This is a genomic window from Hymenobacter sp. YC55, assembly GCF_029433095.1.
In the GTDB taxonomy this organism is placed as follows: Bacteria; Bacteroidota; Bacteroidia; order Cytophagales; family Hymenobacteraceae; genus Hymenobacter.
In genome coordinates this window covers 452,222-477,889 of record NZ_JARNTX010000004.1, presented here as the reverse complement: position 1 = coordinate 477,889, position 25,668 = coordinate 452,222, and the positions used below count along the sequence as shown (strand labels likewise).

Sequence of the window (25,668 nt, the reverse complement as noted above, 5' to 3'; positions counted from 1 at the left end):
AAGTATCCTTAAGGCTGAGTTACCGAAATATACGAAAATATGTTATGCTTGCCGACTACTTAACGAAAAGAAAACCCCGTTTATTTGGGGTTTTCTTTGCTGTAAAAATCTAGCTGTCTATTGTACTAGCTTATCTAAGCTTAACAATAAAAGCTAATCAGTTCAATTACTTCAGCAACTCGTAGATACCAGCTACGCCTTGGCCACCACCTACGCAGGCAGTTACCATACCGTACTTCTGGCCGCGCTGGCGCAATTCATGGAACAGCTGAATACTGAGCTTGGCGCCGGAGCAACCGAGCGGATGACCAAGCGCAATAGCACCGCCGTTCACGTTCAGCTTGCTCTCGTCAATACCTAGCTCGCGCACTACCGCAATGGACTGCGAAGCAAATGCCTCGTTCAACTCAATCAAGTCGATATCGTCGAGTTTCATGCCCGCTTGCTTGAGCGCCTTCGGAACCGCCTTGATAGGGCCCATGCCCATGATGCGTGGGTCGATGCCTTCCGTGGCGTAGGTGATCATGCGGGCAATAGGCTCCAGGTTCAACTCCTTCACCATTCGCTCCGACATCACCAGCACGAAGGCGGCGCCGTCGGAAGTTTGCGAAGAGTTACCAGCCGTTACGGTACCATTAGCCGCGAATACCGGCTTCAGTTTGCCTAGAGCTTCCACCGACGTATCGGCGCGTGGACCCTCGTCGGTATCGACTACGTAAGAGCGGGTTTTCTTTTTGTTGGTAGCTTGGTCGAGGTAGGTTTCCTCTACCGTGATGGGCACAATCTGTTCCTTGAACTTACCTTCCTGAATAGCCTTGATAGCCTTCTGGTGAGAGTTGTAGGAAAACTGGTCTTGGTCTTCGCGGCTGATTTTATAGTCCTGCGCTACAGCTTCGGCGGTTAAACCCATGCCGAGGTAGTAGTCGGGGTGCTGCTGTGCCAGCTTGTAGTTAGGTACTGTTTTCCAACCAACGGTAGGCACCATGCTCATGCTCTCCGTGCCTCCGGCCACAATACAATCGGCCATACCGGCGGAGATTTTGCTGGCAGCCATAGCAATAGTTTCCACGCCGGAGCCGCAGTAGCGGTTCACGATGAGGCCGGAAACGTTAGTAGGCAGAGCTAGCAACGAAATCAGGCGGCCCATTTGCAGCCCTTGCTCGGCTTCGGGCACTGCGTTGCCTACCATCACATCGTCAATGCGACTCGGATCGAGAGCAGGAACGGAGGCTACCAAGTGCTTAATAACGTCAGCCGCGAGGTCATCGGGCCGGGTGAAGCGGAAACCGCCGCGGTTAGCTTTGCCTACTGCGGTGCGGTAACCGGCTACGATATATGCATTCATATTTTTAGTCTTGAAGAAAATAGTGGGATTAGAGCTAGTTGGCTCTAGTTCCTCTCATTCTGAATAACGAGCAAGGGAGAGTTCCTTTATCTGTAGAACAATACTGCATATGGCTTTCGTTCTACTTGTTTGCCTCCTCCTAGCCCATCCAAGTCGAGTGGAAATAGACTCTTGACTCTAGTTTCTCAAGGGTTTACCGGTAGTCAAAATGCTCTGAATACGCTCCAGCGTCTTGCGCTCACCGCAGAGACTTAGGAAGGCTTCGCGCTCCAGATCCAGCAGGTACTGCTCCGATACTTCGGTGGGGCTGCTTAGGTCGCCGCCGCACATGATGTAAGCCAGTTTGTTGGCAATCTTCACGTCGTGGTCGGAGATATAGCGGCCTTCTTTCATGGCGTGGACACCCGTTAGGAACATGCCCAAGGCACCTTTGCCTTGCACCTTGATATTGGTTTTCTGCGTGGGTTGCGTGTAGCCATCTTCGGCTAGCTCGATAGCAGCGGCTTTAGCTTGCGCAATGACACGGTTGCCGTTTACTACTACCTCATCACCGCGGCGAAGGAAACCCAAGTCGAAGGCCTCGGCAGCGGAAGTCGATACTTTGGCCGTGCTAATGGTCATGAAGGTATTGCGCAGCAAGTTGTACTCCGGCTCACCTTCCTCATACTTGGCCGCGGTGCGCAAGGTCATTTCCTTGGTGCCACCACCGCCAGGAATTAGGCCTACACCGAATTCCACGAGGCCCATATAGGTTTCGGCCGCCGCTACCACTCGGTCGCAGTGCAGGTTCAGCTCGCAGCCGCCGCCTAAAGCGAGGCCATGGGGGGCACCCACCACCGGAATGCTGCTGTAACGCATCCGCATCATGGCTTGCTGAAACTGCGCAATCATCAGGTTCAGCTCGTCGAAGTCTTGATCCAGCGCAAACATGTACACGAGGCCCAAGTTAGCACCCGCCGAGAAGTTGGTTGCGTCGTTGCCAACCACTAAGCCGCGGAAGTCTTTTTCAGCTATTTCCACGCCTTTCATCAGGCCCTGAATAACATCAGAACCTAATGCGTTCATCTTGGAGTGGAATTCCACGTTCAGGATACCGTCGCCGAGGTCAATTACCGACGCGCCTGAGTTCTTCCACACCACTTTACCCGTGGCGCGTAGGTTATCGAGAATGATGAAGTTTTCGAGGCCCGGAATAGCCTTGTACGCTTTCGAGGCTATATCGTAGAACTGCTTTACGCCTTGCTCGTTCACCTTGTAAAAGGTGGTGTTGCCGGCGGCTAGCATTTCCTCTACCCACGGCGCTACGGTCTTGCCTTCGGCTTGGGCTAGCTCCAGACCTTTCTGCACGCCGAGAGCATCCCAGGTCTCAAACGGACCCATTTCCCAGCCGAAACCAGCACGCAGGGCATCGTCAATTTTGTAGAGCGAATCGGTAATTTCTGGAATCCGGTTGGACACGTAGGCGAATAGGCCTGCGAAGGTCTTGCGGTAGAAATCAGCCGCCTTGTCTTTGCCAGCTACCAGCACCTTAAAGCGGTCCGCCAGCTTCTCGATAGGCTTGGTAGTTTCCAGCGTGGCAAACTTCACCTTGGCGCTCGGCTTGTATTCGAGCGTATTCAGGTCAAGGGCTAGAATCTCGGACTTGCCGCCCTCGCCGCGTACTTTCTTGTAGAAGCCCTGGCCGGTTTTGTCCCCGAGCCACTTGTTCTCGGCCATCTTCTTGATGAAGTCGGGTACTTGGAACACGGCCTTGGCTTCGTCGTTAGGCAGGTTTTGCGCCAAGCCGTTGGCCACGTTGATCATCGTATCTAGGCCCACCACATCCGAGGTGCGGAAGGTAGCTGACTTGGCGTGGCCGATAACCGGACCAGTAAGCTTGTCTACCTCTTCCACCGTCAAGCCGAGTTGGCTCATCACTTGCACCACGTCCATGATGGCGAATACGCCGACGCGGTTGGCAATGAAGGCGGGCGTGTCCTTGGCTAGTACTGTGGTTTTGCCCAAGTACAGGTCGCCGTAATGCATCAGGAAATCAACGATGGCCGGATCGGTGTCCGGCGTCGGAATGATTTCGAGCAATTTGAGGTAGCGCGGCGGGTTGAAAAAGTGAGTGCCGCAGAAGTGTTTCTTGAAATCGTCGGAGCGGCCTTCCGTCATCATGTGAATCGGGATGCCGCTGGTGTTAGACGTGATAAGCGTACCAGGCTTACGGAACTGCTCTACCCGCTCGAAGATGCTCTTTTTGATATCGAGGCGCTCTACTACCACTTCAATGGTCCAGTCGCAGCTTGCAATGCCTTTGAGGTTGTCGTCGAAGTTGCCGGTTTTGATACGGCTAGCGTCACCTTTGCGGTACAGCGGCGCGGGGTTGCTAGCAATGGCCGCTTGTAGCGCTGCATTCACAATGCGGTTGCGCACAGCGGGGTTATCCAGCTTCAGGCCTTTCGCTTCTTCGGCGGGCAGCAACTCTTTGGGGGCAATATCGAGCAGCAGCACCTGCACCCCGATGTTGGCGAAGTGGCAGGCAATGCGCGAGCCCATCACACCGGAGCCTAATACAGCTACTTTTTTGATGGTACGATTCATTCGTGGGGAGAATGAGTGGGTGAGAAATAAAGGATTCGGAAAGAAAAGCGTATCTAAACTATTCGTCATGCAGAGTATATATACGCATAACGACTCTGCCTGTGTTGTAAACCCAGAGTTTAAAGCGGCCGTGATTCAGTTGAGGAGGACTCGGAACGAAGTTGCTTCAGTTGAAAATCGTCGAAAAGCGTTTTGCCCTCAATCATGCTGGTAATTTGTCCTATCACCTTGAACATGATGTCTAGTTGATTTTGGGGGATTTTCTCGCGTACTTTTAAATTAAAGTGACGCACCGTTTGACGTGAAATCTCCTTGCCGCGCAATCCTTCCTCCGTCAGGAAAATGCGGACCGAGCGCTTGTCTTGTGTATCAGCCTGTTTATAGATGAGCCCTTTCTCTTCCATAGAACGCAGAATGCGCGTGAGGGAGCGGGTTTCCAGACCTAGCAGCGGCGCAATTTTAGTTGCTGGTGTGCCGTTTTCTTGGTCGATATTCAGCAGGACGAAACCAATGCTGGTGGTAATGTCGTGCTTAGCCGCCTGCGTATTGTACATGCGCGAAATAGCGTGCCAGGCAACCTTTATGTTATAATCGACGGTTTCTTCGGGTTTCATCAGTAGAGAGCAAGTCCGGTAAACATACGAAAATATGTTATGCTTGCATACTAAACCACTATAAAAAATCGAGGGGTACCGCATGGTGCCCCTCGATTTCTATGCCCTTGCGCTTATCCTTTTATTAAGGCACAATAAAAGCTACCTGGTTAGACGAAGTAGCGCTAAGTCCATTGTAAATAGTCTTGCCTGTAGTAGCATCTGTTTGACCAGTCAACAAAGAAGGTACGCCATATGCTACTATGTACACTGCTGTTCCGGTTGCAAAGCCAGCATTATTCAATGTACTCCTGGAAATAGTAGTGCTGATAGTACCTGAATTCGAATTCAAACTTGAGTTGGGATAGGCATACATTAAGAAGGTACCATTTGTGGAGTTTACCCCGGTAGTGGCACTCACATAGATAGCAGTACGAAGAAAATAGTTGCTAGGAGCAGCTAAGTTAGAATAGGGAATATTGATGTTAACGCTACCGCCAACGATACTATTTACCACGACTGTACCGAATGTGGTAGTAGAAGGAGCAGTAAGCGAACTCGTGCCTAAAAAAGTGGGCTGGTCGCCACCAACGTGGGCAACGCTAATGCGGCGGTAAGTGGAAAGACCCGTCCGACTGAATGCAATATTATAAGTGCCGTTGCGCAGATTAGTAAACTCATACCGTCCGTCGCTATTAGTGGTAGCCGTTGCGGCCGGAGTCACTCCTTCAAGTGTGACAGTTACACCATTTTTAGCCACAGGGCTTCCAAACTCATCTACTGGGTTTACAAAGCCAAACATTGCTCCAGTTAAATTCTGGCCAGAAGTTCCGGCAGGACCTGTAGCCCCAGTGGCACCGGTTGCGCCTGCTGGTCCTGGATCACCGTCTTTACCACTGCAACCAGATAATAATGCTACCGCGCAAACTGATGATAAAACAAGATTAGTAAAGTGTTTCATGTAATATGGTTAGAAGACAAACGAACAAAGCTACTATGTTCTGTTTATTGTAAGATTCATTTTTACAAAAAAGTACAAACGAATCAAACAGAAAAGCCCCGCCTCTTAAATCAAGAGGCGGGGCTTTTCTGTTTGATAAGTCTTAATGATGTTCCGGGTGATAATACAAACTCTCTATCAACTCCTTATTATTGTTAGAGATGACTTTACGCTTTACTTTGAGCGTTGGGGTCATTTCACCAGTTTCTACTGACCAAAGCTTTGGCAGCAACACAATTTTTTTGACTTGCTCCCACTGTGCAAATCCATTGTTGTATTTGTGCACGAGGTCTTCGTACATCTTTACCACTTTCTCGTTTTTAACCAACTCCTCATTAGTACAATCACAATTTATACTGTTGCGCTTGCACCATGCCTTGAGGTCATCAAAAGAAGGTATAACCAGGGCTGACGGAAATTTCTGACCGTCGCCGACGACCATACACTGCTCCACTAGCGGCGACTCTTTTAGCTTGCTTTCAATTACTTGTGGGGCAATATACTTACCGCCGGAGGTCTTGAACATTTCCTTCTTACGGTCAGTAATCTTTAGGAACCGGCCGTTTACAAGCTCGCCGATGTCGCCGGTATGGAACCAGCCTTCCTCGTCGAATTCCTTGGCCGTCAAATCGGGCTTGTTGTAGTAGCCTTTCATCACCGACTCCGACTTGGTCAAAATCTCGCCGTCTTGGGCAATTTTCACCTCGGTGTTGTCGATGATGGGGCCGACGGTACCAATCATGTTATTTTCGGGCTCATATCCACCAACGGCAATAACTGGCGAGGTTTCAGTGAGGCCATAGCCTTCCATGACTCGGATGCCCGCTGCCCAGAAGACTCGCGCTAGCCGTGGCTGCAATGCTCCACCGCCACTTACGATGCACCGGAGGTTGCCGCCTAGCGCCTCACGCCATTTGTTGAAGATGAGTTTGTTGGCTAATGCTAACTGCGTGTTGTAAAAGAAGCCTTGGTCTTTCTGCGTGTCGTATTTCAAACCCAAATCAAGCGCCCAGAAAAACAGGTTTTTCTTCAAGCCATCCAGTTGATGGCCTTTGGCTACAATCTTATCATACACCTTCTCTAATAGGCGGGGCACCGTAGTGAAAATCTGCGGTTTTACCTCTCGCAGGTTGTCGGCAATGACCTCCATGCTCTCCGCGTAGTAGATGCTTACTCCGTAGATAAGGTAGAGGTGCGTAACCATCCGCTCGAAGATGTGGCAGAGCGGCAGGAAGCTCAGGGCTCTGTCGGCGGACGTGACGGGCACGAAACGCTTCACATTGCGGCAGTTGCTAAGGATGTTGTTGTGGGTTAGCATCACCCCTTTCGGCTGGCCCGTCGTGCCGCTCGTGTAGATGAGCGTCAGCAAATCGTCGGGCTCTACGGCCGCTTTAATGGGCTCTAAATCGGCGGGGTTGCCTTTCTTGCCTAATTCCAGCAACTCGGAAAAGTGCCGGGCACCGGGCAGTTTGTCGAAACTAAAAACGTTTTCAGCCGGAATGTTCAGGCCTTGCGTTGCTTCGCGCACTTTGTCGAGCAGCTTTTGGTCGGATACAAAAATGGCCTTTACTCCCGCATCCGTGAAGATATATTTGTAGTCTTCCACCGTAATGCTCGGGTACATCGGCACACTGGTAGCACCAAGCTGCGAAATAGCAAAATCAGCAAGCATCCACTCGGGCCGGTTCATCGCAATGATGGCTACTTTATCATTTTTGCCGATTCCAAGTTGCAGCAAGCCCAGGCTTACTAGGTTTACTTGGGCAGCAACCTCATCGGTGCTCATGGGCGTCCACTCGCCGTTGATTTTGGAGGCAAAGCAATCCGGCTTGTTGTACTCCTGTTGAAGATGAGGAAGAATATCGAAGGTGCGACGAATGTCCATGGGATGAGGGCGGGAGGTGGGTGAGGCAGAAAAGAGAGGTAGTTCTTAATTGCGTATCGGCAAATTTTGGCCTGGAACCGCTGCCATAAATAACAACTTTTTTTCACGCAAAGCCTAGTCTGGAAGCTGGACCGGATGCGGTAAGTATGGGCCGTGGCAGCATTTGGTGTAGCTTTGCCCTAGTCCGCACTGTTCGCGCTCGATGAATCTGGCCATCTTTTTCAACCCGCTCCCCGAAGAGCTAGTTTCTTCTGTTTCCTCCTCTAGTACGCTGGCCGGTTGCGTTTCGCCGTTTTTGGATGTATTTCCAGACTGGCGAACGGCCGATATAGCACTTATTGGCCTCAATGAATGGCGGGGTAGCGCCGCTGGAACGCCTCCTGTGCAAGGAGCCGACGAGGTGCGGCAGCGCTTCTACCAATTGCAAAGAGGCACTGGTGTTATCCGGCTGGCTGACTTAGGCAACTTGCGGCCGGGCCTTACGCTTGATGATACCTACCATAGGTTGCGTGAAATAATCGCGGCCCTTCTCGAGCACGGTACTGTACCTATTCTGCTCGGAGGCTCCCATGACCTTGACTACGGGCAGTTTCTGGCTTACGAAACCCTGGACCGCACCGTAAGCTTTGCCACCATCGATGCCCGCGTGGACATGGCACAGGAAGCAGGCTCGCGGGCCGAAGACAGTCATTTGCGGCGCATGCTCATGCACGAGCCCAATTTTCTGTTCAGCTTCGCTCAACTAGGGCACCAGCAATATTTGGTGGCGCCCGACGTGCTGGCCGCACTGGAGAAAATGCATTTCGAGCGGCTCCGGCTAGGCCAAATTCGTGATGATATTCGTCAGGCCGAGCCGCTGTTGCGCCACGCCGATTTTGTAAGCTTTGATATAGCTGCTATTCGCTGGAATGACGCACCCGGCTATTACCCAGCCAACCCTTTTGGGCTGACCAATGAGGAAGCAGCTAAGCTGGCGTGGTATGCTGGCACCAACGACCAACTTACCTCATTCGGCCTCTACGGCTACCGCCCCGACCACGATGTGCATGGCTTAGCAGCCGCTACCCTAGCTACCATGCTTTGGTACTTTGTAGAAGGCTTTTACCACCGCTGCCCCGAGCCTGATTTCCAGAGCAAGCGCTTTATCCGTTATGCAGTGGGCTTGCCCGACACGCCTGAAACACCCGGGAAGCTGGTTTTCTACAAGTCAAAATTCACTGAGAAGTGGTGGCTGGAAGTGGAAAGCTTGGCCAATAGCAATGTGAAGCGCATTATTCCGTGCAGCTACGAAGACTACATTCACGCTGCGCAGGGCGACATGCCTAACCGCTGGTTCCTAACTCAGGCTTTGCTTGGGTAAGTTGGTTGCCGTTAGCCTCTAGTTTAGATTATGGAAAAGCCGGTTTCGCCTCACCCTAGCAACGTCACAGCCGCAGAGCAAGCCGCAGCAGCGAAGGGCCCGTTGCAAACGCAACCTGGCTCTAGTACCGAGCAGCTGCCTACGTATACAAAATCTCAGCTGGCGCTGCGTAACGGGCAGGACCGAGACGAAATTTGGGTGGCGTATCAAGGATTGATCTACGATGTTAGTCGTTCTCGGCTCTGGCAGCGCGGCAACCACTACGAGCACTGGGCCGGCCAAGATTTAACCCGCGAATTGGATGAGGATGCTCCGCACAACGCCAACGTGTTCGATAAATTCTCTGTAATCGGGCGGTTGGGCTAGCGGGAAGGCAATACGTTGTTGTCTTGCTTTTCCATCTTTCTCGCCTTTATTGGCTGCTACTTTTCTCCTACTTCTTTCGCTCCTACGATGTCCACTGAAAGCCCCTCCTATTTCGACCACCTCGAAACGCTTTCCACCCAGGCCCTGCTAACTGGCATGAACAGCCTGGACCAGACAGTACCGCAGGCAGTAGCCAAAGCGCTGCCGCAGCTGGAGATGCTGGTAGAGGCCACCATAGCCTGCTTAAGCAAAGGCGGACGGCTATTTTACATCGGGGCTGGTACTAGTGGGCGGCTTGGAGTACTTGATGCCTCGGAGTGCCCACCTACATTCGGGGTGCCGCATGGAGTAGTAGTGGGTATCATTGCGGGCGGCGACACGGCCATCCGCAAGGCCGTGGAAAACGCGGAAGACGACGCGCAGCAAGCCTGGCGCGACCTAGAAGCCTACAACATCAACGACCAGGATATAGTGGTGGGCATTGCGGCTTCTGGCCGGACCCCTTACGTTATTGGCGGCCTCGAACAAGCACGTCAGCACGGTTTAGCAACGGGTTGTATTGTGTGCAATGCCGGCTCGAAAGTAGCCGCGGCGGCTGAATTTCCGGTGGAGATTGTAACGGGCCCGGAGTTCGTAACGGGTAGCACTCGGTTGAAGGCCGGAACGGCGCAGAAGCTGGCGCTCAATATGTTGACCACCGCTACTTTCATTCGGCTAGGGCGTGTGAAGGGCAATAAGATGGTAGACATGCAGCTTACCAATGCCAAGCTAGTTGACCGGGGCGAGCGGATGCTAATGGATGAGCTAGGCATCGAGCAGGAAGTTGCAGCAGCGTTACTACAGCAACATGGTTCGGTGCGGGCCGCCCTGGCTGCCAAGCAAACGAAGTAGCGTGAGTATCTGCTTGTTTCCTGCGGGGCCATGCGTTTTGTGGCCTCATTGGAAACCCTGATGGTTTGAGTGCAGTTACAGCAGCAAAAGGCCTCTCGATACGGCAGAAGCTGACGCTTGTGCTACATTCTGACTCCCATGCACACCATCGAACCACACTACGCTTGGATGGAGCAGTATTCTGCCTCCGAAGACCCCCGTTCTCCGCTGTTCGAGGCAGAGAACAGCTTAGATAGCTACGTCAACACGATTTATGGCTATTACATCCACCCACAGTGGGATAGCCTCGATTCGGATACGCTGTTCCTGAAAATCCTGTTCGTTGATTACGAGCTAGGCATTGCCATCATCGAATTTATCGGGGAATGGAACGATGCCATTGAAAACGACATCATGCTGCTCAAGCGCAACATCGTGGATTTGATGACGCACGAGGGCATCCGCAAATTTATCCTCATCGGCGAAAACGTGTTCAACTTCCACGGCTCCGACGATGATTACTACGAGGAGTGGTTTGAGGACGTGGAAGACGGCTGGATTGCGGCTATTAATTTTCAGGAGCACGTAATCCGCGAGATGCGCCAGTACAACATCGACAACTACGTGAACTTCGGTGGTCAACTCGACGAAATGCCTTGGCGGACTTACCCACCGCGCAAGCTGTTTGATGTAGTAGACGGCTTGCTGCAACGTCGCTTGGGTTGATGCTCAAGCTTTCTTCTAGGCACAAAAACAAAAAGGGCTCCTCATAATGAGGAGCCCTTTTCGGGTCTAAGACCGACAGCAATTACTGAGCTGGAGTCGTAGCAGGAGCGGTAGTAGCGGGAGCCGTGGTAGCAGGAGCATCGGCAGCGTCAGCGCCGTCTTCCATTTTGTCGGCAGTAGCATCAGCCGAGTCACGAACGGCATCAGCCTGCTCTTCCATAGCGTCAGCTTTGGCTTCGCCAGTAGCTTCTACGTTCTCAGCAGCACCTTCGGCAGCATTTTCAGTCTTGCTGTCGCAAGAAGCGAAAGTGAAGGAAGCAGCAGCCAGAGCGAGGAACAATACTTTTTTCATGGTAAGGGGTTGTTTGGAAATTGAAAGTCGGTTTAGAGTGTAATTCATCGGTTTTTAGTGAGAGCCACGACGAATTACAGGGCTTTATACACGAGCTTTCAATAGGTAACCCGACAGTTGAAAAAATTTATTTCTACTCGTTTATTTCTTCCGGAAGATGATACCAATGGGCACGCCAGTGAAGTTGAAGTGCTCCCGCAGGCGGTTTTCGAGGTAGCGGGTATAGCTCTCGCGCACGTACTGCGGCAGGTTGCAGAAGAAAGCAAACACCGGATTGTGCGTGGGCAACTGCGTGACGTACTTGATGCGTACCATCTTGCCTTTGGTGGCCGGTGGCGGATAGTTCTCGATTTCCTTCAGCATCACTTCGTTGAGCTGTGAAGTCGGGATTTTACGCCGCTTATTCTCGTACACGTCGATGGCCGTTTCTATGGCTTTGTGCACACGCTGCTTGGTGAGCACCGAAGTGAAAATGATGGGCGGATAAGAAATAGGCGCTATTTTCTCGTAGATCTTCTCTTCGAACTCCTTGGCCGTATTCGTTTCCTTGTTTTCAATCAGGTCCCACTTGTTTACCAGAATCACGATGCCTTTGCGGTTTTTATCAGCTAGGCCAATGATGTTCACGTCCTGCGCCTCAATACCCCGAGTGGCATCGAGCATCACCACGCACACATCGGCTTCTTCCAGCGCCCGGATAGAGCGTAGCACCGAGTAGAACTCCACGTCTTCGTGTACCTTGGATTTACGACGCAAACCAGCGGTGTCCACCAAGATAAACTCGTTACCAAAGGCATTGTAGCGCGCCTGAATGGAGTCACGCGTGGTACCTGCAATATCGGTTACGATGCTGCGGTCGGTGCCGAGCAACAGGTTCACGAAGCTAGACTTGCCCACGTTGGGGCGGCCAACCACCGCAATTTTCGGAATGCCGAGGTCGGGGTCTTCTACGCCTTCTTCCTGGAAATGACTTACCACCGCATCCAGCAAATCACCGGTACCGGAGCCGCTAGCCGAGGAAATCGGGAATATTTCGCCGTCTCCAACACCTAACGCATAGAATTCACCCGAAGAGTGAATGCGCGCGTTGGTATCAGCTTTGTTGGCGACAATGTAGATGGGCTTTTTACCTTGATAGCGGCGCAGTACGTTGGCAAATTCTTCGTCAAGACTGTGCACACCGGCCATGGCATCTACCATAAACAGCACCACATCAGCCTCGTCGATAGCCAGCTTTACTTGCTTGTTGATTTCACCTTCGAAGATGTCGTCGGAGTTGTGGACGTAACCACCCGTATCGATAACGGTGTAGTACTTCCCAATCCATTCGCCGTAGCCGTAGTGTCGGTCACGGGTAACGCCGCTTTCGTCGTCCATAATGGCTTTGCGCTGGCCGACGAGGCGGTTAAAAAGAGTGGATTTGCCCACATTGGGGCGACCCACAATGGCAATTGTGTTTTTCATTGGGTCTGACTCCAGCCGCCGGCCCGACCATGTTCGGCAGTGCCCGGAGTAGTTAAGTTGAAGAAGGTCGGAATACTCTATATCGAACTGACGGTCATGCTAAGCTTTTCAAAGCATGCTTAGTCAGTTATACTTTATTGATACCCAAAACGGCTGAGAGCTTTGGGGTCAGTGCGCCAGTTCTCGTCTACTTTGACGTGAATTTCGAGGAACACCTTTTTCTGGAAGAATTTCTCCATTTCCTCGCGGGCCCAGGTACCAACTTTTTTCAAAGCGGCACCGCCCTGCCCGATGATGATACCTTTTTGGCTGGCCCGCTCTACATAGATAATGGAGCGCATCCGGATGATATCATCGTCTTCCTTAAACTCTTCGATGCCTACTTCGCAGCTGTAAGGCACCTCTTTTTTGTAGAGCTTAAAGATTTTCTCCCGAATCATCTCGGCTGCGAAAAACCGCTCGGGTTTGTCGGTCAGCTCGTCTTTAGGGTAGTACGGGGGATGGATTGGTAGATAACCCAAAATCAAGTCCAACAATTCACCGGTACCAAACTTTTCCAGCGCCGATATGGGCAATACTCGCGTGGCGTTGGGGAGTTGTTGCTGCCAATACTCCACCTTGGCTTCCACTTCAGCCTGGTCGGCCTGGTCGATTTTGTTGACGAGGAGCAGAATAGGCGTGTCCTGCATCTTGCGCAGCCGTTCTACCACGGGTTCCTCGTCGTGTTTCTCGTAGATATCGGTAACGAACAGGATAACGTCGGCATCCTCCAGGGACGAATACACAAACGACATCATAGCGTTGTGCAGTTCGTATTTGGGTTGGATGATGCCCGGCGTGTCGGAATACACCAATTGAAAATCCTCCCCGTTGAGGATGCCCAAGATGCGGTGGCGCGTGGTTTGCGCTTTGCTCGTGACAATGCTAAGCCGTTCGCCCATCAGGGCGTTCATGAGCGTGGACTTGCCGACGTTGGGCTTGCCGATAATGCTCACAAAGCCAGCGCGGTGGGGAGTAGGTTCGGTATTCACTTCAGAATCTGGAAATTGGCCTGCAAAGGTACGACTTTCCGGTGGGTCAGCCAGCGGCCGATGAAACATTGCGTGAAGGATATTTGTCGTACGCTATAGCACGGGGCTAGTACTACACCTTTGGTTATACGAACTTTGCAAGGCTTAACTGGATGTAAAGCAAAAGCTTCGTGCTACAGTCAACGACTTATCGTTTTTTATGCCCGCTTCCACTAAAGGCCGCATTGGCGTCCTGCTTGTAAATCTTGGTACTCCCGACTCGCCCCAGACCGGTGATGTACGGCGTTACCTCAACGAATTTCTGACGGATGGCCGCGTAGTAGATATGCCGGCGGCTATTCGTTATCCGCTCTTTCAGGGCTTGGTAGTACCCCTGCGCGCGCCCAAGTCGGCCAAGATCTATCAGCAGCTCTGGACCGACCGGGGCTCTCCCCTCCTCTTCCACGGCCTTGACCTGCAGAAGCTGGTGCAAGAAGAGCTGGGCAAGGATTACTTGGTGGCCTTTGGCATGCGCTACCAAAACCCGAGCATCGAGAAGGCGCTAAACGAGCTGCGCGAAGCAGCTGTGGAGCGCATCATTGTGCTGCCTTTGTTTCCGCAGTATGCCGCAGCTAGTACAGGCTCGGTGCAGGAGAAGGTAATGGAGTTGGTAAGCAAATGGTGGGTGGTGCCTAGCATTTCGTTTATCAGCACGTTTGCCAACGACCCGGGCTTTATTGCCACCATTGTAGACCTCGGCAAGCAGGAAATGGCCAAGCGCAACTACGACCACATCGTATTTAGCTACCACGGCATTCCGGAGCGCCACGTATTGAAAGGAAGCCACAACGGCTACTGCAAACTGGGCAACTGCTGCAACAGCTACAACAAAAACAACCGCTACTGCTACCGGGCGCAGTGCTTCGAAACCTCGCGCCTTGTGGCCCAAGGCCTCGGCATCACGCCGGACCAGTATACGGTATCCTTCCAGAGCCGCTTACAAAGCCGTCTGCGCGACCCGTGGCTTCAGCCCTACACAGACGAAATCCTTAAGCCGTTCCCCTCCAAAGGCATTAAGAACGTGCTGGCTTTCAGCCCCGCTTTCGTAGCCGATTGCTTGGAAACCACTATCGAAGTAGGAGAAGAGTTCAAAGAGATGTTCGAGGAAGCCGGTGGAGACCATTGGCAACTGGTGCCTTCTCTGAATACGCACCCCACATGGGTGAAGGCTGTAGTCGACATGATTCACCAGAACTAGGCTATCAAAACAAAGTAAAACGACGAGTCCCCGGTTCTGTAGCGCTACGTGCGGCCAGAATCGGGGACTCGTCGTTTTTTATTTCCTACTCCTGCCGGTCGCGGCGACGGAAGCTGTCTAGCAGCTTCGGCGAACGGCGGTTCTGGTAGAAGGTCTGCTCATCAAAAGAAGGTTGTTCGTAGAAGCTGCTGGTATCGTGCTCGGGTAAGGGCAGCTTTAGGGCGCGGAGCATGGCTTCTTCATATTCGCGGGAGATATGAAACTCCTGGTAGAACGGATAGTCCAGCACCGATTCCAATGTGAGGGAAGGCACGAACACGTTGTCGCCTTCCTCGTCAAGCGCCGCTACCCCTACCGGAATCAGGATGTGACGCTCGTGTTCATTGATTTGGAGGTTGGTATCAAGCTCTACATCCAGGTAACGAACCTTTAGTGCGGCTTCTTCCACGATGAGCTCTGCTACGTCACCAAATTTCTTGCCGTCGCCGCCACGCACCGACCAGCCGCGGATGTCTGGGCTGCCATCGGCTACTTCAAACTCAGTTAAGTCGCGCAGGCGGCGTAGGTGCATGCCTTGGGCCGAAGGAATAGGAGTAGGTTCCACGGAATTTGCTTTTGATAACTAACAATCAAGAACTACTTACTGGGCTCATTTAGCGTACGCACCACGTCGGTAGCCCGGCTGAAAAACTCGCGCAACTGTTGCTGGTCCTCGGGCGTGCTGCTGCGCCCTGACAGTTGCGCGGCACGGTCCAGTAAATCACCTACGGCAGGTTCCAGTGCAGGATAAGCCTTTTGCTGCATGGCTTGCATCAGGCCCGTGGCGGCCACAAAGCCGGGACGTAGGCTGGCCGTAGAATCGTCGAGGCGTGCAGTGGCACTGGTTAGCACGTCGCGCTTCTCGCTCACATCGGCATCGCGCAGGTCGGCGCGGTCTGCCAGATCCACTAGAACTCCGCTGAGTATTCGCAAGCCGTTGCGAGCGTAATCGGGATTAGCGGGGTCGCGCTGGGTGGCAGCAGCTAGTGCCTCCGGCGTGGCGGTGGGAGCTTCCAGCATCATGCTATCGGCGGCGGATAGGCCCGCGGCGGGGTCGACAGCACTGGTAGTTGAGGCAGTGGTTTCGGGCGGCGCACCTGGTGTTTGTTCACTTGCATCCTTGCGCAGCAGAAACCACGCTATAGCTCCTAGCACCAGCAGTGCCAGCAGAATAAGCAACCAAGGGCTAGGGGAAGACTTTTTACGCTGAATATTGATGTCGGCCATATACGCTTGTACTATGAGTCTGGCGGCTGCGAGTGCCTCCGGGGCAGTGGCATAATACGCAATCCAGAGAAGTTGGTATGTTTCCTTTTATATTAACGCCTCTATATACTTAGACTTCATGCTGCCCACCCAGCTCCTCGACGAGTTGCAAGCCCAAGGCCTAGTTCCACCCGAGCAAGTCGCTCTTATTAGGCAAGACGAGCAGACCCGGCCTTTCTCCGTGCATTACGAAGTACGCACGTTGTTGTACTTAGGTATTGTATTGCTGACTGGTGGCCTCGGCGTGTTGCTCTACCAACACATCAACGAAATCGGACACGGTGTGGTGGTAGCTGGCATGACGCTGCTCACGGCGGCGTGCTTTGGCTACGCCGACCGGCACCGCGCCCCCTTCACCTGGGCCAAGGTACCGCGCAAGGGCTTCCTGCCCGACTACGTGTTGCTGCTAGCCTGCCTCCTATTTCTGATTTTGGAAAGCTATGTGCAGTACCAATACGGCATTTTCGGAACTCGATACGGGCTGGCGGTTTTTCTCCCAGCGGTGCTGTTCTTGTGGTTGGCTTACCTCTTCGACCACCGGGGCGTACTGTCTATGGCTATTACGGCGCTGGCTTCTTGGCTAGGATTGACGGTGGCGCCGCTGTCCGCCTTCACCGATAACGACTTTCGTAGCCTGAGCGGCGCGGCAATCGGCTTGGGGGTAGCGCTAGTAGGGATTGGTTTGTGGTCGGAATACCAGGATAGAAAGCGGCATTTCAGCTTTACGTATGTCTCGTTGGGCAGCAACTTGGCGCTGCTAGCTGCTACGGCTTCGCTACTGGATTTTTATTCTACTAGCTGGCTTTCTCCCTTTGCTGCCGCTGCTTTGATTTTGGTGCTGAGTGGCTTCCTGGTTTGGTATGCGCGGCGCACGCACTCCTACCTATTCATTCTTATGAGCACCGTGTACAGCTATATCGTCGTCACCTACCTTTTCTTTCAGGTAGTAAAAGACTTGAAGGGCTCAGATGCCGTGCTACTACTTGTACTGCTTTACTTCCTGCTATCAGGCTTCGGAGCCATTATGCTCTTTGTCAACATCAAGCGCATCTTGCGCATCGCTCATGAACCTGAAAGCTTATAACCCGCTGTGGGCGCATCATGAGGCTATGCGGGCCGCTGCCACCCACTGGCAGAAGCGGGGGTTGCTTTCCAGCCTGCAACTCGCAGCTATAGTAGCCGCTCATCCTCTTGACTATTATAGGCCCAATATTTTTCTGCGCATCATCCTCTTCATCTTCACCATCATCGGGCTATCGGCGGCTTCCAGCTTCATGGCCTTGCTTTTTTCTGGTGGCTTTCATTCTGGTAATGAGGAGGTGCTATTAGTTACTATTGCGGCCCTGACCATTGCAGGAGGGTTGGCGCTGCTGGAATTTAGTATTAAGACTTCCCGTCTGTACCACTCGGGTATCGACAATGCTATCCTCTACTACACACTTGGCTGGGCTGTGTTCCTGATCGTGTACTTTATCTACGAAGTCACACCCATTGGCTACCGCGCAAGTAGCTCGCTCACCAGCCCGGCTGCTGCAATTGTCCTGCTGCTCGTGCTGCTTCTGCTCGTAGCAGCCACTATCCGCTACGCCGAACGATTGGTAGCAGCCGCAGCTTATGCTACGTACTTGCTGTTGCTGGCTAGCATCTTGCTACAGTTTTCTATTGGCCGCTTAGTTCTGCCGTTTGCTGTGATGCTGGCTTCGGTAGCAGCTTACTTTTTCATTAAAAAGCTAGCCCAACGCCCCGACTATTTGTACTACAAGTCCTGCCTTCAACTGCTGAAAGTGCTGTCGTTGGTAACCTTTTACTTAGGAGGCAACTATTTGGTGGTGCGCGAAGGCAATGCCTTGCTAAGCGACAGTATGGTGTCAACTCAGGTGCCGTTTGCGTGGCTGTTCTACTTTTTTACGGGCGGCATCCCCATAGCATACATAGTGGTTGGCTTGCGGCGGCACGACCGAATTTGGCTGCTGGTTGGGTTGCTGCTCATAGCGTTTTCGGTGTTTACGCTCCGGCGCTACCACTCAGTATTACCTGCTGAAATAGCAGCTACCATAGTCGGTGCGGTGCTTATTGCCGCCATGATATGGGTGACCCGCTACTTGCGTCCATCACGCCACGGCCTCACCACCGCTGCCGACGACGAGGATGACACGCGCAAGTTCAACCTCGAATCCCTGATTGTCGCTCAGACGGCCAACGTGCCCCAACCCGCAGAGGTAGGTTTTGAGTTTGGAGGTGGCAGTTCTGGTGGCGGAGGAGCCGAGAGCAATTACTAGCCCTAGTTTGTTTCACTTCGCCAACACGCTATGAAACGATAGAAGCCCTTAACCTACCGGAGGCTAAGGGCTTGCTTTTAGAATCGATAGTGCCGGATTTGGCCTTTTCGGCCAAGGCTATAGCTACCTGTTTTACGCAGGTACTTTACGATACATTTTTGCCAACTGCTCTACCGCGTAGTCCACCTCTTCCGCGGTATTGTACTTGCTCATAGAAAAGCGAATGGCACCCCGGTTTGGGTCACACCCCAAAGCCGTCAGTACGTGAGAACCCGCATTGGCTCCGCTAGTACACGCTGAACCACCCGATACCGAAACACGGTTGATGTCCAGGTTGAAGAGCAGCATCTCGTTTATATCAGAAGGCGGCAAGCTAACATTTAGCACCGTGTATAAACTCTGGTCGGCTTCTGCTGAAGTGCCGTTAAATTCTACCCCTTCAATCTCGCGCTGTAGCTTAGCTATGAATTGGTCTTTTAGGCCCTGAATGTGCTGTTGATGCTCGGCCATGTCCCGATAGGCAATTTCTAGCGCCTTGGCCAGACCAACAATCCCGTACACATTTTCGGTGCCCGCCCGTTGGTTCCGCTCTTGCGAACCGCCATGAATTAAGGCATCAATCAGTAGCCCCGAGCGGCGGTATAGGAAACCAACTCCTTTTGGCCCGTGAAACTTGTGCGCTGAACCAACCAGAAAATGATTTTTCAATTTCTGCACATCATGCCGATAGTGGCCCATGGTCTGCACGGTATCGGTATGGAATACTGCATCGTGCTGAGCGCAAATATCCCCAATGGCTTCAATATCGTTCAGGTTGCCAATTTCATTGTTGGCATGCATCAAGCTTACAAACGTGCGCGGGTGTGTAGCCAAAAGCTCTTCTAGGTGCGCCAAATCGTAGCGACCTTGTTCGTCGTGCCGGACGTAGCTCAGCTTGATGTCGCCGGACTTCTCTAAAGCCTGCAAAGTGTGCAGCACCGCATGGTGCTCCAGCGGCGACGTAATAGCATGCGTAAGATCAAGTGCCCGAACACTGCCGAAGGCAGCGTAGTTGTCGGCCTCTGTACCGCCCGAGGTGAAGCTAATTTCGGCCGGGGCAGCATTGATGAGGTGCGCAATGGTCTTCCGGGCATTTTCAATAGCGGCGCGTACCTGTCGTCCGTGACCATGGATGCTGCTCGGATTACCGAAATGCTCCCGCATAAAAGGGATCATGGCATCCAGCACTTCAGGGTCCAGAGGGGTCGTGGCGGCATTATCGAAATACACAGTCATGCGATTCAACAGCTTGATGAAAAGTGAGTATTAACTGCAAAAATAAAGGATTCCAGCGGGGTAGCCGGAATCCTATTGAAAAGCCAGATTTTACAAAAGGGCGTTTTTGCTATTCACGCAACATTCAGTCTCAATCAGTACAAACACTGCATCGAAGCCGCCTTTTGCCTTACTGATTGATAATTTCTTTTATGTCGGCAATAATCTTATTTGCTAGATGGTCGGCGGTGGCATTGGACTCCGACTCAGCATAAATCCGAATAATAGGCTCAGTGTTCGACTTGCGTAAGTGCACCCACTCCTTATCGAATTCGATTTTTACCCCATCGATGGTATTGACGGGCTGCTTAGCATAGCGCTTCTCCATCAGTTCAAGCACCTTATCGGTGTTGATTTCCGGCGTTAGCTCGATCTTATTTTTCGAGATATAGTAGTTAGGATAACTAGCTCGTAAGCGAGTCATTGTGAGGCCGCTCTTAGCCAGATGGCTCAGAAACAATGCAATACCAACCAAAGAGTCACGGCCGTAGTGCAGTTCGGGGTAGATAATGCCCCCATTGCCTTCTCCCCCAATGACGGCATTGGTTTCTTTCATCTTACTTACCACGTTCACCTCTCCTACCGCAGCAGCAGCATAGCTACCGCCGTGTTTTTCGGCTACGTCACGCAGGGCACGGGTGCTGCTCAGGTTGCTTACCGTATTGCCACCACCATTTTGCTGCAGCACATAATCGGCCACGGCTACCAGCGTATATTCCTCACCGAACATAGTACCGTCCTCGTTTACCAAGGCCAACCGGTCCACGTCTGGGTCCACTACAATACCGAGGTCAAAAGAGCCTTTCTCTATCTTCCTAGCAATTTCACGCAGATTTTCCGGCAGTGGCTCGGGGTTGTGCGCAAAATCACCGGTAGGTTCACAGAATAATTTCTCGATAATTTCTACGCCTAACGCATTCAGCAGCATAGGCACCGCAACGCCTCCTGTCGAATTTACCGCATCAACTACTACCCGAAAATTCTTCGCCTTGATGGCCTCGGCATCTACCAGCGGCAGTTGCAAAATGGCATCAATGTGTTCCTGCAAGAAAGTTTCGTCGATGCTATACTGCCCGAGTTTCATAACGGGCGCAAACGTGAAAGCCTCACTGTCGCCGAGTGCCAGCACTTGCTGCCCATCGGCATCCGAAATAAATTCGCCCACACTGTTCAGCAATTTGAGCGCATTCCACTGCTTGGGATTGTGCGATGCTGTCAGAATGATACCTCCACCGGCTCTTTTTGCAGGAACAGCCATCTCCACGGTCGGCGTCGTGCTCAGGCCTAAGTCAATTACATTGATACCTAATCCCTGCAGAGTGGCGGCTACCAATTTGCTTACCATCTCACCCGAAATACGAGCATCGCGCCCGATAACGATGGTGTTGTTCTGCGTTTTGTCGAGTACCCACGTTCCAAAGGCCGCAGCATATTTTACCACGTCGAGGGGAGTAAGGCCTTCGCCTGCTGCCCCCCCGATAGTACCTCGAATACCCGAAATTGATTTTATGAGTGCCACAGGCTGATTCTTTAAAATAGGTGCGCAAAAGTAGACAAACGCCCCTGCTTTCGCTACCGTAGAGCTACTAATCCCGCTTCTATGCAGAGCTAAATGCTACATATTCACTATTCAGGTTGCTACAACAATGTAGCGCCATGCAAGGCAGAATTGTATCTTTGATTATATGGAATATAACTCCCCCGACCGCCGCCCGGCTCAGTTAGCCGCTTTTGGCCGCTTGCTCGACGTCCTGGAGCGCTTGCGCGCTGAGTGCCCTTGGGACCGCAAACAAACGCTACAGACGTTGCGCCACCTTACTATCGAGGAAACCTACGAGTTGAGCGATGCCATCATCCGCGACGACCTAAACGATATAAAAAAAGAACTCGGCGACGTGTTCTTGCATTTAGTTTTCTACGCCAAGATTGCCTCGGAAACTGGCCATTTTGATGTGGCAGACGTGCTAAACGCGCAGTGCGAAAAGCTGATCTTCCGCCATCCTCATATCTACGGCGACGCGCAGGCTGATACCGAGGAAGATGTAAAGCGTAATTGGGAACAATTAAAACTCAAGGAAAAAGGCAACACGTCAGTACTTGGCGGCGTACCTACTTCGCTACCCGCTCTCGTGAAAGCCATGCGCATTCAAGAGAAAGCCCGTGGTGCTGGATTTGATTGGGAAAAATCTGATCAAGTCTGGAACAAAGTGCAAGAGGAACTAGGAGAGTTTGAAGCTGAATTCGCTCATACCGATCCATCTTCAATCAATCAGGAGCGGGCAACCGCTGAATTTGGCGACTTATTATTTTCGCTCATCAACTTTGCCCGCCATGCTGGCATCAACCCTGAAGAAGCCCTCGAACGCACCAATCAAAAATTTATTTATAGATTCCAATACCTTGAGTCAGAGGCTGCCCGGGATGGGCACCAACTTCAAGATCTGAGTTTAGCCCAGATGGATGTATATTGGGAACAGGCAAAAAAATCTAACTTGATTTCTACTTCACCGGCGAACAAAAAGTAGCTTTTTTTAAGTCTTGATTGGTTTTAGAGCGTTTAAACCCTGATTTCATTTGGCGGCACTGAGGTTTTTACTTAGGTTTGCCAAGGATCGACTGATTCATGGAGGGGCTCCGCACACAATTAGACCCATGTTTAATGCTTTTTGCATAACATGCAGGTGAGCGGGGCCGCTGCCGTCTTAACGTCTTCCTTTCGTTCATTTACCCCTTTCAACACCAGTTTACCTTTCACCACCAACTCCCTTAACACTCCGGAACAATGGAACAAAAGAATGCCACAAACAAGAACGTGCGGCCTGCCGCTCCTGCCGCCGCACCAGGTGAGGCTAAAGGCGGTTCCGCGTTTGCCGCCATCGTTATTCCGCTGGCAATCATTGTTAGCATCGTCATCTACATTTTTGTATTGGGCAACGGAGGCAACTTCGTAGGTGGTAATAATGCTAACGCTGCACTGCCCGGCAACTACCTGGGCATTGTATACAAAGGCGGCCCTATCGTACCTATTCTGATGTCGCTCTTCCTGTTGGTAATTACGTTCTCGATCGAGCGTTTCTTGACCATCAGCAAGGCTAAAGGCAGCAAAAGCATCGAAAGCTTCGTGCGCAACATCCGTCAGAAGCTGAACGTGAACGACATCACGGGCGCTATTGCTACCTGCGACCAGCAGAAAGGTTCAGTAGCTAACGTAGTGAAGTCGGGCTTGCTGAAGTACCAGGAAATGGCTCGTGAGCGTGGCCTAGACAAAGACCAAAAAGTGTTGGCTATCCAGAAAGAAATCGAAGAATCGACTGCTCTGGAACTGCCTATGCTGGAAAAGAACCTGGTTATCATCTCGACTATCGCCTCGGTATCTACGCTGGTAGGTCTGCTCGGTACTGTATTCGGTATGATCAAGGCCTTCTCGGCACTTGCACAAGCTGGTAGCCCTGACGCTGTAGCACTGGCAGAAGGTATCTCGGAAGCTCTGATCAACACGGCTATCGGTATTGCCGGTTCGGCTCTGGCTATCATCGCCTACAACTTCTTCACCAGCAAAATTGACGAGCTGACCTACAGCATCGACGAAGCTGGCTTCAGCATTATTCAGACTTTCGCCTCGCAGCACGGCGAAAAGGAAACTTACACGGCCTAAGTTGCGGTTCACGCAATAAGAAGCTTCGAGTTTCGTTTTCTGAATATTCTTAAACTATCCAGCACATGCCTAAAGTAAAGCCCCATAGAACCAATCCTTCGCTGGACATGACTCCAATGGTGGATTTGGCCTTCCTGCTGGTGACGTTTTTCATGCTCACCACCAAGTTTGCTGCCGAGGAAGTGGTGGTAGTTGATACCCCCTCTTCTACCTCGGACATCAAACTGCCAGAAAGCAACATCATCCGTTTGCTGGTTGACAAAGACAAGCGTGTTTTTTTCGGTTTCGAAAGTGACAAAGCAAAAGGCTTGTTGCTCGACAAAATCGCTGCTAAGTACGGTGTCTCTTTCAACGAGCGGCAGAAGAAGAACTTCGGCAACCTGAATTCTTTTGGTGTACCAGTGCAACAGCTAGGCTCTCTGCTTAGCATGAGCACCGAGCAGCGTAAAAAGGTTACCCAGACTGGTATCCCAGCTGATTCACTCAACAATCAGTTAATTGATTGGGTGATGGAGGCACGGAAAGCTAACCAAGAAGCTATTGGTAAGCCAACGTTCATTGCTATCAAAGGCGACAATGACGCTGATGTAGCAACAGTGATAAAAGTGACTAAGATGTTACAGGATAAGAACATCAACCGTTTTAATCTTATCACTGACTTGGAGAACAAGCCGGTGGTGTCACGCTAATCCTCGCTTAAGCCATGGCAGAAATACAACAGAACTCCGGCGGGGGTGGAAAAGGAGGAAAGAAGCGGGCCAAAAAAATGTCGACTCGTATCGACATGACACCCATGGTGGACTTGGCATTCTTGCTTTTAACCTTTTTCATCCTGACGGCTTCGTTCAACAAGCCGAATGTGATGCAGCTCACACTGCCGGTAAAAGAAAAGAATCCTGATGAGCAGACAGTATTGAAAGCTTCCGACGCTTTCACTATTGTAATGAGTGAGAACGACAAGCTGTACTATTATGAAGGCTTGCTGGATAACGACGTAAAGCCTGAACTAAAGCTTTCCAATTATTCGGCTGATGGCATTCGTAAAGTCTTGCTAGCACGGCAGCGGCAGAACCCCAAAACGGTGATTCTGATTAAGCCGGATGAAAAGTCGAAGTACAAGAATATGGTGGACATCTTGGATGAGATGAATATCACCAATCAGACTAAATACGCCTTAGTGCCTGCCTCAAAAGCAGATTTAGACTTAATTAAAACTTCTGGGCTATGATGGATAACACCCAAATAGCGCGGGCTAGCCTCAACGATATCGTTTTCGAAGGCCGTAACAAAGCCTACGGAGCCTATGTGTTGCGGCGCTTGTACTCCAAGCACGTCACGCGCGCCCTTCTCATCGCTATTGCCGTTTTCGCCCTGTTAGTGAGCTTCCCGCTGATTGCGCGGTTGTTCAAAGACGAAACAGTAGTTGAAGACGACAAGATGCTGAAGGAAAACGTTCTGATGGATGCCCCTCCATTGGACGAAACCAAACCACCACCACCACCGCCGCCACCTGAGGCGCCGCCACCACCACCGCCGAAACTCTCTACTATCAAATTCACTCCTCCCGTCGTAAAGAAGGATGAGGAAGTAAAGAAGGTAGAAGAGATTCCAGATCAAAAGGAACTGGAGGATAAAGTGGTAGCCGCCAAAACTGTGGAAGGCAATACCGACAACCCGATGGACCTAAACGGTTTGGAAGGTGAAGGCAACAAGGTGGTAGAAGAAGTAGTAGAGCAGAAGGTTTATCAGTACGTGGAGCAGATGCCCGTATTCCCTGGTGGACAAGAAGCTTTGCTAGCCGCCATCCAGAAAGGCGCTACTTACCCAGCCCTGGCTCTTCGCAACCAGATTGAAGGCAAAGTCTTCATCTCGTTCGTAGTAGGCCCAGACGGTGCAGTGACAGATGTAAAAGTTCAGAAAGGCATTGGCGGTGGCTGCGACGAATCGGCAGTTGCTTCGGTTAAAAAGCTTCCTAAGTTCTCTCCTGGTAAGCAAAACGGTCGGGCTGTAAGTGTATCCTACACTGTGCCTGTAACTTTCGCTATCAAGTAAGTTCTGAAGCTATCAGTTAAATCTGGTGCACAAATAAAAACCCGCTTTCAGCTTTGGCTGGAAGCGGGTTTTTATTTGTGCTATTCTGTTAAGCACGAAACTGACTGCGTTATTAAATCTCATTTGTTTCTACCTATTAGCAGAAGACAATACCTCGCGGTAGGAATGCTTCGTCAGCTCTAAATGGGTTAAAAACTGTTATAAAAATATTTAACTGCATGCATACTATACTTAATAATAGCATCGTT

24 protein-coding genes are annotated in these 25,668 nt (G+C 51.6%); 12 read left to right on the top strand and 12 right to left on the bottom strand.

Translation table 11 applies throughout. From position 1 onward, the window contains the following. Window positions 1–166 precede the first annotated feature (166 nt). From P1X16_RS24650 to P1X16_RS24630, 5 genes are all read right to left on the bottom strand, one after another. Entirely contained in the window at window positions 167–1,345 is a 1,179-nt protein-coding gene (locus P1X16_RS24650; RefSeq protein WP_277234793.1) for an acetyl-CoA C-acyltransferase, read from the bottom strand. 177 nt (window positions 1,346–1,522) lie between these two features. Beyond that, window positions 1,523–3,931 (bottom strand): 3-hydroxyacyl-CoA dehydrogenase/enoyl-CoA hydratase family protein, encoded by a 2,409-nt coding sequence (locus P1X16_RS24645; RefSeq protein ID WP_277234792.1) that lies wholly within the window; start codon window positions 3,929–3,931, stop codon window positions 1,523–1,525. Between the two features lie 119 nt (window positions 3,932–4,050). Next, window positions 4,051–4,545 (bottom strand): MarR family transcriptional regulator, encoded by a 495-nt coding sequence (locus P1X16_RS24640; protein WP_277234790.1) that lies wholly within the window; start codon window positions 4,543–4,545, stop codon window positions 4,051–4,053. A 124-nt stretch (window positions 4,546–4,669) separates the two neighbouring features. Further along, on the bottom strand, window positions 4,670–5,485 hold the full coding sequence (locus P1X16_RS24635; RefSeq protein WP_277234788.1) for a carboxypeptidase-like regulatory domain-containing protein: 816 nt from the start codon (window positions 5,483–5,485) through the stop codon (window positions 4,670–4,672). 142 nt (window positions 5,486–5,627) lie between these two features. After that, entirely contained in the window at window positions 5,628–7,409 is a 1,782-nt protein-coding gene (locus tag P1X16_RS24630) for a long-chain fatty acid--CoA ligase (RefSeq protein ID WP_277234786.1), read from the bottom strand. 202 nt (window positions 7,410–7,611) lie between these two features. Here P1X16_RS24630 and P1X16_RS24625 point away from each other — a divergent pair, with 202 nt between their 5' ends. From P1X16_RS24625 to P1X16_RS24610, 4 genes are all read left to right on the top strand, one after another. Then, on the top strand, window positions 7,612–8,769 hold the full coding sequence (locus P1X16_RS24625) for a formimidoylglutamase (RefSeq protein ID WP_277234784.1): 1,158 nt from the start codon (window positions 7,612–7,614) through the stop codon (window positions 8,767–8,769). Between the two features lie 102 nt (window positions 8,770–8,871). Continuing rightward, window positions 8,872–9,135 (top strand): cytochrome b5 domain-containing protein, encoded by a 264-nt coding sequence (locus tag P1X16_RS24620; protein ID WP_277234901.1) that lies wholly within the window; start codon window positions 8,872–8,874, stop codon window positions 9,133–9,135. Window positions 9,136–9,222: 87 nt separating this feature from the next. Next, window positions 9,223–10,026: an N-acetylmuramic acid 6-phosphate etherase gene (murQ, locus tag P1X16_RS24615; protein ID WP_277234782.1), complete on the top strand. Its 804-nt coding sequence runs from the start codon at window positions 9,223–9,225 to the stop codon at window positions 10,024–10,026. A gap of 138 nt (window positions 10,027–10,164) precedes the next feature. Further along, window positions 10,165–10,731 carry a hypothetical protein gene (locus tag P1X16_RS24610; RefSeq protein WP_245121155.1) on the top strand — a complete coding sequence of 189 codons (567 nt, stop codon included), beginning with the start codon at window positions 10,165–10,167 and terminating at the stop codon, window positions 10,729–10,731. 82 nt (window positions 10,732–10,813) lie between these two features. Here P1X16_RS24610 and P1X16_RS24605 read toward each other — a convergent pair whose 3' ends face one another. The 3 genes from P1X16_RS24605 to era all read right to left on the bottom strand — a co-directional run bounded on the left by P1X16_RS24605 (window position 10,814) and on the right by era (window position 13,578). Further along, window positions 10,814–11,083 carry a hypothetical protein gene (locus tag P1X16_RS24605; RefSeq protein WP_277234778.1) on the bottom strand — a complete coding sequence of 90 codons (270 nt, stop codon included), beginning with the start codon at window positions 11,081–11,083 and terminating at the stop codon, window positions 10,814–10,816. A gap of 141 nt (window positions 11,084–11,224) precedes the next feature. Continuing rightward, window positions 11,225–12,547: a ribosome biogenesis GTPase Der gene (gene der, locus P1X16_RS24600; protein ID WP_277234776.1), complete on the bottom strand. Its 1,323-nt coding sequence runs from the start codon at window positions 12,545–12,547 to the stop codon at window positions 11,225–11,227. Between the two features lie 134 nt (window positions 12,548–12,681). Further along, window positions 12,682–13,578: a GTPase Era gene (era, locus tag P1X16_RS24595; RefSeq protein ID WP_277234774.1), complete on the bottom strand. Its 897-nt coding sequence runs from the start codon at window positions 13,576–13,578 to the stop codon at window positions 12,682–12,684. 199 nt (window positions 13,579–13,777) lie between these two features. Here era and hemH point away from each other — a divergent pair, with 199 nt between their 5' ends. After that, complete coding sequence (gene hemH / locus P1X16_RS24590) at window positions 13,778–14,815, top strand: ferrochelatase (protein ID WP_277234773.1); 1,038 nt, start codon at window positions 13,778–13,780, stop codon at window positions 14,813–14,815. A gap of 85 nt (window positions 14,816–14,900) precedes the next feature. Here the strand turns inward: hemH and P1X16_RS24585 are convergent, their stop codons facing one another. Next, window positions 14,901–15,419 (bottom strand): PRC-barrel domain-containing protein, encoded by a 519-nt coding sequence (locus P1X16_RS24585; RefSeq protein WP_277234771.1) that lies wholly within the window; start codon window positions 15,417–15,419, stop codon window positions 14,901–14,903. A 32-nt stretch (window positions 15,420–15,451) separates the two neighbouring features. Then, the gene (locus P1X16_RS24580) at window positions 15,452–16,081 is read right to left on the bottom strand and encodes a hypothetical protein (RefSeq protein ID WP_277234769.1); all 630 of its coding nucleotides are present in this window, start codon (window positions 16,079–16,081) and stop codon (window positions 15,452–15,454) included. 118 nt (window positions 16,082–16,199) lie between these two features. Here P1X16_RS24580 and P1X16_RS24575 point away from each other — a divergent pair, with 118 nt between their 5' ends. Both P1X16_RS24575 and P1X16_RS24570 read left to right on the top strand, forming a co-directional pair. Further along, complete coding sequence (locus tag P1X16_RS24575; RefSeq protein WP_277234767.1) at window positions 16,200–17,204, top strand: DUF2157 domain-containing protein; 1,005 nt, start codon at window positions 16,200–16,202, stop codon at window positions 17,202–17,204. Further along, complete coding sequence (locus tag P1X16_RS24570; protein WP_277234765.1) at window positions 17,185–18,399, top strand: hypothetical protein; 1,215 nt, start codon at window positions 17,185–17,187, stop codon at window positions 18,397–18,399. Before P1X16_RS24575 ends, P1X16_RS24570 begins: the two co-directional genes overlap by 20 nt. Before the next feature lie 132 nt (window positions 18,400–18,531). Here P1X16_RS24570 and P1X16_RS24565 read toward each other — a convergent pair whose 3' ends face one another. After that, a complete protein-coding gene (locus tag P1X16_RS24565) occupies window positions 18,532–19,674 on the bottom strand; it encodes a cysteine desulfurase family protein (protein ID WP_277234764.1) in 1,143 nt (380 codons plus the stop codon). 169 nt (window positions 19,675–19,843) lie between these two features. Beyond that, a complete protein-coding gene (gene glmM / locus P1X16_RS24560) occupies window positions 19,844–21,232 on the bottom strand; it encodes a phosphoglucosamine mutase (RefSeq protein WP_277234761.1) in 1,389 nt (462 codons plus the stop codon). Between the two features lie 166 nt (window positions 21,233–21,398). On the opposite strand from glmM, the gene mazG reads away from it, so the two are divergent. The 5 genes from mazG (at window position 21,399) to P1X16_RS24535 (ending at window position 25,420) form a co-directional block, all read left to right on the top strand. Beyond that, window positions 21,399–22,238, top strand: coding sequence for a nucleoside triphosphate pyrophosphohydrolase (mazG, locus tag P1X16_RS24555; protein ID WP_277234759.1), 840 nt, complete (start codon window positions 21,399–21,401; stop codon window positions 22,236–22,238). A 257-nt stretch (window positions 22,239–22,495) separates the two neighbouring features. After that, window positions 22,496–23,368, top strand: a complete 873-nt coding sequence (locus P1X16_RS24550; protein WP_277234757.1) for a MotA/TolQ/ExbB proton channel family protein — start codon at window positions 22,496–22,498, stop codon at window positions 23,366–23,368. A gap of 65 nt (window positions 23,369–23,433) precedes the next feature. Beyond that, window positions 23,434–24,057 carry a biopolymer transporter ExbD gene (locus P1X16_RS24545; protein ID WP_277234754.1) on the top strand — a complete coding sequence of 208 codons (624 nt, stop codon included), beginning with the start codon at window positions 23,434–23,436 and terminating at the stop codon, window positions 24,055–24,057. 14 nt (window positions 24,058–24,071) lie between these two features. Next, on the top strand, window positions 24,072–24,596 hold the full coding sequence (locus P1X16_RS24540; protein WP_277234752.1) for a biopolymer transporter ExbD: 525 nt from the start codon (window positions 24,072–24,074) through the stop codon (window positions 24,594–24,596). Next, complete coding sequence (locus P1X16_RS24535) at window positions 24,593–25,420, top strand: energy transducer TonB (RefSeq protein WP_277234750.1); 828 nt, start codon at window positions 24,593–24,595, stop codon at window positions 25,418–25,420. The genes P1X16_RS24540 and P1X16_RS24535 overlap by 4 nt, the downstream gene beginning before the upstream one ends. The last annotated feature ends 248 nt before the right edge of the window (window positions 25,421–25,668 follow it).

Bases quoted from the DNA above. Each gene is read 5' to 3' on its own strand.
- P1X16_RS24650 (WP_277234793.1), bottom strand. From the start codon at position 1,345: ATGAATGCATATATCGTAGCCGGTTACCGCACCGCAGTAGGCAAAGCT.
- P1X16_RS24645 (WP_277234792.1), bottom strand. From the start codon at position 3,931: ATGAATCGTACCATCAAAAAAGTAGCTGTATTAGGCTCCGGTGTGATG.
- P1X16_RS24640 (WP_277234790.1), bottom strand. From the start codon at position 4,545: ATGAAACCCGAAGAAACCGTCGATTATAACATAAAGGTTGCCTGGCAC.
- P1X16_RS24635 (WP_277234788.1), bottom strand. From the start codon at position 5,485: ATGAAACACTTTACTAATCTTGTTTTATCATCAGTTTGCGCGGTAGCA.
- P1X16_RS24630 (WP_277234786.1), bottom strand. From the start codon at position 7,409: ATGGACATTCGTCGCACCTTCGATATTCTTCCTCATCTTCAACAGGAG.
- P1X16_RS24625 (WP_277234784.1), top strand. From the start codon at position 7,612: ATGAATCTGGCCATCTTTTTCAACCCGCTCCCCGAAGAGCTAGTTTCT.
- murQ (WP_277234782.1), top strand. From the start codon at position 9,223: ATGTCCACTGAAAGCCCCTCCTATTTCGACCACCTCGAAACGCTTTCC.
- P1X16_RS24610 (WP_245121155.1), top strand. From the start codon at position 10,165: ATGCACACCATCGAACCACACTACGCTTGGATGGAGCAGTATTCTGCC.
- P1X16_RS24605 (WP_277234778.1), bottom strand. From the start codon at position 11,083: ATGAAAAAAGTATTGTTCCTCGCTCTGGCTGCTGCTTCCTTCACTTTC.
- der (WP_277234776.1), bottom strand. From the start codon at position 12,547: ATGAAAAACACAATTGCCATTGTGGGTCGCCCCAATGTGGGCAAATCC.
- hemH (WP_277234773.1), top strand. From the start codon at position 13,778: ATGCCCGCTTCCACTAAAGGCCGCATTGGCGTCCTGCTTGTAAATCTT.
- P1X16_RS24580 (WP_277234769.1), bottom strand. From the start codon at position 16,081: ATGGCCGACATCAATATTCAGCGTAAAAAGTCTTCCCCTAGCCCTTGG.
- P1X16_RS24575 (WP_277234767.1), top strand. From the start codon at position 16,200: ATGCTGCCCACCCAGCTCCTCGACGAGTTGCAAGCCCAAGGCCTAGTT.
- P1X16_RS24570 (WP_277234765.1), top strand. From the start codon at position 17,185: ATGAACCTGAAAGCTTATAACCCGCTGTGGGCGCATCATGAGGCTATG.
- P1X16_RS24565 (WP_277234764.1), bottom strand. From the start codon at position 19,674: ATGACTGTGTATTTCGATAATGCCGCCACGACCCCTCTGGACCCTGAA.
- mazG (WP_277234759.1), top strand. From the start codon at position 21,399: ATGGAATATAACTCCCCCGACCGCCGCCCGGCTCAGTTAGCCGCTTTT.
- P1X16_RS24550 (WP_277234757.1), top strand. From the start codon at position 22,496: ATGGAACAAAAGAATGCCACAAACAAGAACGTGCGGCCTGCCGCTCCT.
- P1X16_RS24545 (WP_277234754.1), top strand. From the start codon at position 23,434: ATGCCTAAAGTAAAGCCCCATAGAACCAATCCTTCGCTGGACATGACT.
- P1X16_RS24540 (WP_277234752.1), top strand. From the start codon at position 24,072: ATGGCAGAAATACAACAGAACTCCGGCGGGGGTGGAAAAGGAGGAAAG.
- P1X16_RS24535 (WP_277234750.1), top strand. From the start codon at position 24,593: ATGATGGATAACACCCAAATAGCGCGGGCTAGCCTCAACGATATCGTT.